10 protein-coding genes and 2 pseudogenes are annotated in these 6,956 nt (G+C 41.6%); 2 read left to right on the forward strand and 10 right to left on the reverse strand.

From position 1 onward, the window contains the following. Positions 1-108: 108 nt before the first annotated feature. A complete protein-coding gene (locus E0485_RS18235) occupies positions 109-1,239 on the forward strand; it encodes a cation:proton antiporter (RefSeq protein WP_407944862.1) in 1,131 nt (376 codons plus the stop codon). Between the two features lie 73 nt (positions 1,240-1,312). On the opposite strand, the gene E0485_RS18240 is transcribed toward E0485_RS18235, so the two are convergent. The 4 genes and pseudogenes from E0485_RS18240 to E0485_RS18255 form a co-directional block, all read right to left on the reverse strand. After that, positions 1,313-1,624, reverse strand: coding sequence for a hypothetical protein (locus tag E0485_RS18240; RefSeq protein WP_132419500.1), 312 nt, complete (start codon positions 1,622-1,624; stop codon positions 1,313-1,315). Positions 1,625-1,664: 40 nt separating this feature from the next. Beyond that, a pseudogene (locus E0485_RS18245) lies at positions 1,665-1,918 on the reverse strand (manganese catalase family protein); the annotation flags it as partial. A 52-nt stretch (positions 1,919-1,970) separates the two neighbouring features. Continuing rightward, on the reverse strand, positions 1,971-2,279 hold the full coding sequence (locus tag E0485_RS18250; RefSeq protein WP_132419501.1) for a hypothetical protein: 309 nt from the start codon (positions 2,277-2,279) through the stop codon (positions 1,971-1,973). Between the two features lie 228 nt (positions 2,280-2,507). After that, positions 2,508-2,723, reverse strand: a pseudogene (locus E0485_RS18255) (manganese catalase family protein); the annotation flags it as partial. A gap of 113 nt (positions 2,724-2,836) precedes the next feature. Here E0485_RS18255 and E0485_RS18260 point away from each other — a divergent pair. Then, entirely contained in the window at positions 2,837-3,040 is a 204-nt protein-coding gene (locus E0485_RS18260; protein ID WP_132419502.1) for a hypothetical protein, read from the forward strand. A gap of 34 nt (positions 3,041-3,074) precedes the next feature. Here the strand turns inward: E0485_RS18260 and E0485_RS18265 are convergent, their stop codons facing one another. From E0485_RS18265 to E0485_RS18290, 6 genes are all read right to left on the reverse strand, one after another. After that, the gene (locus tag E0485_RS18265; protein ID WP_132419503.1) at positions 3,075-3,404 is read right to left on the reverse strand and encodes a YolD-like family protein; all 330 of its coding nucleotides are present in this window, start codon (positions 3,402-3,404) and stop codon (positions 3,075-3,077) included. Positions 3,405-3,557: 153 nt separating this feature from the next. After that, the gene (locus E0485_RS18270) at positions 3,558-4,172 is read right to left on the reverse strand and encodes a glycoside hydrolase family 73 protein (RefSeq protein ID WP_132419504.1); all 615 of its coding nucleotides are present in this window, start codon (positions 4,170-4,172) and stop codon (positions 3,558-3,560) included. Further along, on the reverse strand, positions 4,159-4,620 hold the full coding sequence (locus E0485_RS18275) for a phage holin family protein (RefSeq protein WP_132419505.1): 462 nt from the start codon (positions 4,618-4,620) through the stop codon (positions 4,159-4,161). The genes E0485_RS18270 and E0485_RS18275 overlap by 14 nt, the downstream gene beginning before the upstream one ends. A 38-nt stretch (positions 4,621-4,658) precedes the next feature. Then, positions 4,659-5,651, reverse strand: coding sequence for a site-specific tyrosine recombinase/integron integrase (gene xerA, locus E0485_RS18280; protein ID WP_132419506.1), 993 nt, complete (start codon positions 5,649-5,651; stop codon positions 4,659-4,661). Positions 5,652-5,879: 228 nt separating this feature from the next. Then, positions 5,880-6,101, reverse strand: coding sequence for a hypothetical protein (locus E0485_RS18285; RefSeq protein WP_132418916.1), 222 nt, complete (start codon positions 6,099-6,101; stop codon positions 5,880-5,882). Continuing rightward, positions 6,101-6,934 (reverse strand): tail fiber protein, encoded by an 834-nt coding sequence (locus tag E0485_RS18290; protein WP_207911012.1) that lies wholly within the window; start codon positions 6,932-6,934, stop codon positions 6,101-6,103. Before E0485_RS18290 ends, E0485_RS18285 begins: the two co-directional genes overlap by 1 nt. Positions 6,935-6,956: the final 22 nt, after the last annotated feature.

The following is a 6,956-nucleotide window of genomic DNA, read 5'->3' on the forward strand; positions in this document are numbered from 1 at the left end:
GACGAAATTGAATATGTGTTTATTTGGAGGAGCCTGGTCAACCCAGGCTTCTTTTTGTCTTTTTTGGGAAAAATGAGGCAATCAAACTTTATATCGAGGAGGAGTTCAATGTTCTTTTTTACCATTCTAATCATTCTTCTTGCAACGAAATTAGCTGGTGACATCTGTGTCAGGCTCGGTCAACCTGCCGTTGTCGGTAAGCTGTTAATCGGGGTTATTATTGGTCCAGCCCTACTTGGATGGGTGGAGAATTCACATATTATTGATGAGTTAAGCCAAATCGGTGTCCTGCTATTAATGTTCATGGCGGGTCTGGAGACGGATATGGATGATCTTAAGCGTTCTTTTAAATCTTCACTCGCGGTAGCAACTGGTGGGATTATTATGCCATTAATTGGAGGTTATTTACTTGGTCTTGCAATTGGACTAGATATCGCACAATCTCTATTCCTCGGATTGCTATTATCCGCTACTTCCGTGAGCATCTCGGTCCAATCCCTCAAGGATCTGAATTTACTCAAGAGTAAAGAAAGCACGACGCTGCTAGGTGCGGCTATTATTGACGATATTCTCGTCGTGATCCTACTTGCCTTTGTCATGAGTTTCTTTGGCGGCAGTGAGGTCAGCCTTGGACTTATCATCGGGAAGAAAATTATTTTCTTTTTGATCGTCGCTATTTTTATTTGGAAGCTTGGCAAATGGATCATGAAGTGGCTGGCACCGCTGCGTGTATCAGAAGCTGTCATCAGCGCTGGGCTTATCGTGTGCTTCCTACTTGCTTTCATCGCAGAGCAATTCGGCGTAGCTGGCATTATCGGCGCATTTGCGGCAGGTCTTGCCATTTCCCAAACGGACTATAAGAAGGAAGTCGAACATAAGATTGAACCAATCGCTTATGCGATCTTCGTTCCCATTTTCTTCGTCAGCGTTGGTTTCTCTGTATCCTTCGAAGGCATCGGCGACCAAATGGGCCTGCTTGTGATTACGGCAATTATCGCTATCTTAACCAAGCTGATCGGCTCTGGCTTAGGGGCAAGATTAACAGGCTTCTCTGGGCGCTCCGCCCTCGGCATTGGATCGGGGATGGTCTCACGGGGAGAAGTAGCACTCATTATCGCGACCATCGGTTTACAGAGCGGACTGTTGGCGCAACAATATTTTACAATGCTTGTCATCGTCATCATTCTTACAACGATCGTAACACCGTATTTGTTGAAAATGACAATTGGCCGCAAGTAATCGGGACAATAAAAGACCCTCCAACGATGGGGGTCTTCTTAGTATTATAGAATTTAGCATTTTGTTAATGTAGCTACTTCTTCGAGAATAATCCTACCAAGCCCGCGATTACGAACAATACGGTGGAAATGACATACAGCCATGAGATTGCAACGAATCCAACTACGCCAGCAACAACCATGAAGAACCCTGCCAGTTTCGGTTTGCTGCGAGCAATTGCAGCTCCGATGATACCTAATATGCTCACTCCGAAAGCCAACCATCCTAGCCATACAACGTCTCCAGCACCTTCAACACCTAGGGTTGCAGCGAAACCGCTGAAGAATAATGCAATTATTGCAGAAGCAATACCCAATATCCCACTAATTAATCCTGTTGCGAACATATATACTCATGCCTCCTAATTCCAAAGTATGGAGTACTAGAAAAATCTTCTGCGCATCACGCTCCTCTTTGAATATTTCCACGGCTTCGCGGAAACGCAAGGAATGCACGATTTCACGTTCACGCAAGAACTTCAATGAATTCTGCAGATCGACATCATCCGTCCTTGGCCAATATGATTCGCATAATGTGAACTTAAACCTGCGGTTATCATTTCATCGACAGAAGCGTCTTTCGTCAGTTTATATACCATAGTCGCAATCATCTCTAAATGTGCATACGCATTCGTTGATATGAGGTTGTTATTCAAAATAAACATCCAATGACCGCTAATCTATATGTTGAGCTTATTCGTTCAAATAGGTCATGACGCGGTTTTGGATTAATTTGCTCACTTCATCCACCGATTTCTGGCCACTCATAAAGAAATCAAACTCTTCTTTGACGATGGATTCGATTTTCTTATCTATTGAGAAGCTTGGATATGCTGCCTCAAGCACATTTCCCGCGTATTCAACTCGTTCATTCAAAAACTTTTCATCTGAAATGGTTTCTTTCAACTTTTCTGCTGCTTCTTGAAGCCTTTTCTTATTAGCGTCTTTATGGACAGGGATTCCCCTTAGGGTCTCCGAAGACTGCACCTCTTCAGACATCATGAACTTTATGAACTCCCAAGCTTCCTTCTGAACTTCCGATTTGCTATTGATGCCAAAACTGTTGCTGGATTTGTATCTCCAACCTTGGGTTTCGCCATTCATCGTTGGTCTTTGGAATATCTGGCTGTTCGAATCTACCAAATTCGTTAATAATGTTTCTGCTCTGTTACTTAATGTATAAATTCGCCTTTATCAATTTTTAAATTCTTTTCACAAAATTAAACTAACTCAAAATATCTTCTGTGCATCCCGTTCATCTTTCAAGATTTCCACTGCTTCGCGGAAGCGCAAGGAATGCACAATTTCACGTTCTCTAAGGAATTTAAGCGAGTCCTGCAAATCGACATCATCGGTCATATCAATTAGCCACTGGTATGTAGCCCTTGCTTTCTCTTCTGCTGCTATGTCTTCATACAAATCGGCTATAGGATCACCTATTGCTTGATGAGTTATATACAAATTCAAATCTAAATTCATTCTATATTTATAGATGAAGGTATATAAGTTTGTTATACTATCAGTATACATAATCTAACAAATATAGGGGTTCAAATATCATGAAATTTGGAGTGCGTAAACCAAGCATTAAGAAACGGATATCAGCTCGTACAAGCATTAAAAGACAGGTTGTGCATCGCGCCGGATTAAAGATGCCACGCGGTTATGGATGGCTTAGAAATCCGAAAAAAGCCGTGTATAACAAGGTTTATAACAAGACCTCATTCGATATATTTAAATTACTCAAGAAAATATTCAAATAAAGATAGAAGCCAGTGAACAATATGTCGCTGGCTTCTATTTTACACTCAATATGTCCTCTAACTTAATCCAATCATAATCATCCCCATACTCGATCTTAATGCGCTTTAGCTGTTGATCGATCTTAGTGACAACGCCGCGGACCTCTAAATCTTCAAATGGATCGTATAGCTGCAGCACGATCTCGCTGCCTTCTGACATCGACTCTCCGATTGCACGGCTAATGATTTCCAACTCTTGCTCATCCAACTCTGGTTTAGTTCGTCTATTTCGTTCGCGACCATACATGCGTATCGCTGCGGCGTGTTCTGGGATAATCATTCGTGACGATTCATAAAGTCCATTTCCTTCTAGTTTCTTACCCATGATGACACCTCACTTTTTTATAATGAGATTATTATACGCAAACATACGTTCTATTTCCAATAATAAAAAAATCCCTACCAACCTATAGAGGTCAGTAGGTCATTTTTGCGGATCGGACATGCCCTGTCACCACCGTTGGGATAATTATACAAATCATTGTGTAGGTTGTCCAGATACTTTGCGTAGCTCATTAGCTAGGCGATTAAACTCTTTTCGCGCCTCTGCATTATCAGTTGCATTATATCCAGCTGATAAAAAACTTATGATCTTATTAGCGTCTTTCGGGTCCACCTTGCGTTCCTCCTCAATCTTATCAAATTTATATAATTGATGTGTCTCGATCAGATCAATTAGCTTTTGTGGATACTTCGGATCGGTAGCGTAACCGCCTTTCCAAATCTCTTGGCATGCTGTCTTGTAATCTGCACCTAAAACACCATGATACCGTGTAGGCTTGTCTCTAGTGCCATTGAGTACTAATGCTGAATGATCAGCGATAGATTCACTCCAAGCGTTATACACGCGAAATGCTGCATCTACAGTAATCCACTGACCGTTGATAAACTCCTTTGTCGGAAATGTTCTTGATCCAGCTGGACCATTTCCTTTAATCCCAAATAAATTGTTAGCCAGCCGTGTAAGACTGCTATCTCCCCATCCGCTTTCAAGGGCTGCTTGAGCAATAGTTAGAGATGCTGGAACCTTGGTTTTTTTCATATCATTTACAGCAGCTTGTGCTATCAATGAAATAAAATTACTTTGATTCATTTTGTTCCCCACCTTTCCCTTTTAAAACCTCAACAGCTTTCATAATGATTGGAGGTATTGGAGCTCCCAATCTACCACCATTTTCGATAATGGATAATAACTCATTAGCAATATAAAAGAAGGCAACAGTATCCCTGAACAAATGTGAATTACCCAATATCCCATCGACCAAATGTGCAGCAGCAACCATTGCGAAGATAAATACTTTACGGGCGATACCAACCATCCCTACCTTACTTTTCAGCCCGCCGTTCGCGCCAGCTGCTGCCACACCTGTTATAAAATCTAAAATCACAAACACAAGCAGTACGCCCAATACAGCCGACCACCCTCCAAATAAATAAGTAACGGAGCTAGTGACTGCTGCCGTTCCCCACTTTACAACTAAATCAAATCTATCCACCTTTACACCCCCAATTAAAATGGCCCCCGAAGGTTTCGAGGGCATAAATAAAGCGCCCATTGTTATTGGACGCTTGTTAATTACTATTGAACTAAGTATTTTTTGTGCTGCTCTCGCTTACGCGACTCTGAAACTTGAGCATATATTTGTGTGGTTGCCGGATCCTCGTGTCCAAGCAATTGCTGGACAACTGCAATGTCGGCTCCATTGTTAAGTGTTAATGTCGCAAATGTGTGCCGCATGGTGTGCGGAGTAACTCGTTTTTGTAGTCCTGCCTGTTCAGCTATGATGCCAATTTCACGCTGTATGCCGCGCTTTGAAAGTCTGCGATAAGGCTTCCTTTCAGTAATAAACAGAGCTGATTCATCATCTAGGCGAGTCATCAGATACTTCTTCAAGTGATACATAGCCTTGAATGAAAAATACACTTCCCTCTCTTTATTACCCTTACCAACTACACGAGTGCTAGAATTTTGCCAGTCTATACTATTACGATCTAGCGCTTGAATCTCCGATAACCTTCCACCAGTAGCATAAAACACTTCAACCATGGCCCGTTGCCTGATTGTCATACATGACTCACGCAACATTTCGAATTCTTCAATGGTCAGCGCTTTCGGAAGTCGCTTCTCCTTTTTAGGTGGCTTGATCTTCATTGTCGGATCTCGCTGTATGATTTCTTCTGAAGTAAGCCAGCTGAAGAACGATTTAAGTACAGATAGCTTAGTGGAGATTGTGGTAATCTTCTGGTCTTTAAACCTACCAAGATAAACTCTAATATCGGCTGTTGTTATGCTATCTGCTCGTTTTTTAACATGATCAGCAAAGATACGTAAATGCATCTCGTATCCGTCGAGTGTGACCTTGCTAAGCCCCTCTAATTGCTTACCTGATAAAAATAATTCTATCTTATCGAGTAAGTCTTGATGATCTGTCTGTTCATCTGCCTTCTTGATGCAAAATCCTGTGATGATCTCAGATAATTTAGTCTTTACCTCAGTGATGTTGATTTGCGGGCATAGGTCGAAGACTACTCTTAATATCTGAGAGAGCATAAATTCGCCAGCTGCTTGCATGATATGATACCTCCCGAGTGGTATATTTTCCCCGAGAATAGAACAAAGTAGGCAGCGCCTCGGGAGCGCGTAAGAATGGGTAGCTAATCCAATCTTGCCTACTTCTATTGTATCATATCATGATGACGAGATCATTAAAACAAGAACATTTATTCGTGTATTTAAAAACTTATTTTCTGCACTTAATCATCCTTATGCGTATAAATATATCGCTCGCTGTCGTGGCGCTTATTCTAGTTCGCTATTCACTCTTGCGGTAATTGTAGTAATCATCTCATCCTCATCAACAAGAAAAGGAATTTCTTCTTTCTTAAATCTAAATAGTTTCTCATTACCATCAACACTAGCGTTGATTGTTCTTCCATTGTAGTGTTCTCCGACTGCTCGTGTTGGTTGCCCGACTTGTGGGTTTTTAAACTGGATTGTGCTCTTCCGAATAATAATTTCCATTAGACTGATTCCTCCATATTTGTTATTTCTTCTACTTCCATAATCTCGTCTACTTCAAACACATAAGTTTCACCACGCCAGCTCTCGCCGATCTCTCGCTCTACACCTTTGACGTGCCAATCTTGTACATTATCATCGTTACGAGTACCAATGACGAGGGCTTTGTACTTTCCTGCTTTTTCGCATGTTACTTTAAGTGTATCACCTTCAACAACCCCATAAGCTCTGCCAAAATGCAAATGACCATTTACCCACACGTCTACATTGGTGTTTAAGTGCTCAAAGTAATCTGGCAAATGTATCTCTACAGTTTGGCTATCTTTTGTTGCTTCAAGAGTATAGCGATAAAGTGTGTCGCCAGGCGTTGGGCTCTCAACAGCTCCATGTCGTATGACGTGCGTATTTTTCTTTACTGGATGAGGATGCGGTATTTCAAAATTTTTAGTACCTTGGACGGAAAATGATCCAGGAACTAACCAAGTATCTGTATTTCCATTACCAGAGCCCAAAATTCCCTGCGAATTATTCAATGCAGTTGCGTTACTTCCAAGTGCTACCGAGCCTGCTCCTTCTGCTGATGACAAAGGCCCAATTGCTATACCAAATGCTTTTGTGGTTTTTGCGTTACCACCTAGTGCAATTGACGCCAAGTATGCATTTGACTCTTGACCTATTGCGACAGCACCACTGTCTGAGCTTGATTTTTTCCCCATCGCAACTACGTCACTTACTAATTTATCATTAACTTGTTTAACTGCATTAGCGGTAGCAGCTAGCGTCTCACTTGTACTCGTTACACTGCTTGATAACTGCACATGTCCCTTTTTAGTCAAAGACGCATCTTCCGCCAAATGT

Origin of the sequence: Paenibacillus albiflavus (assembly GCF_004344915.1) — a bacterium.
Lineage (GTDB): Bacteria > Bacillota > Bacilli > Paenibacillales > NBRC-103111 > Paenibacillus_AM > Paenibacillus_AM albiflavus.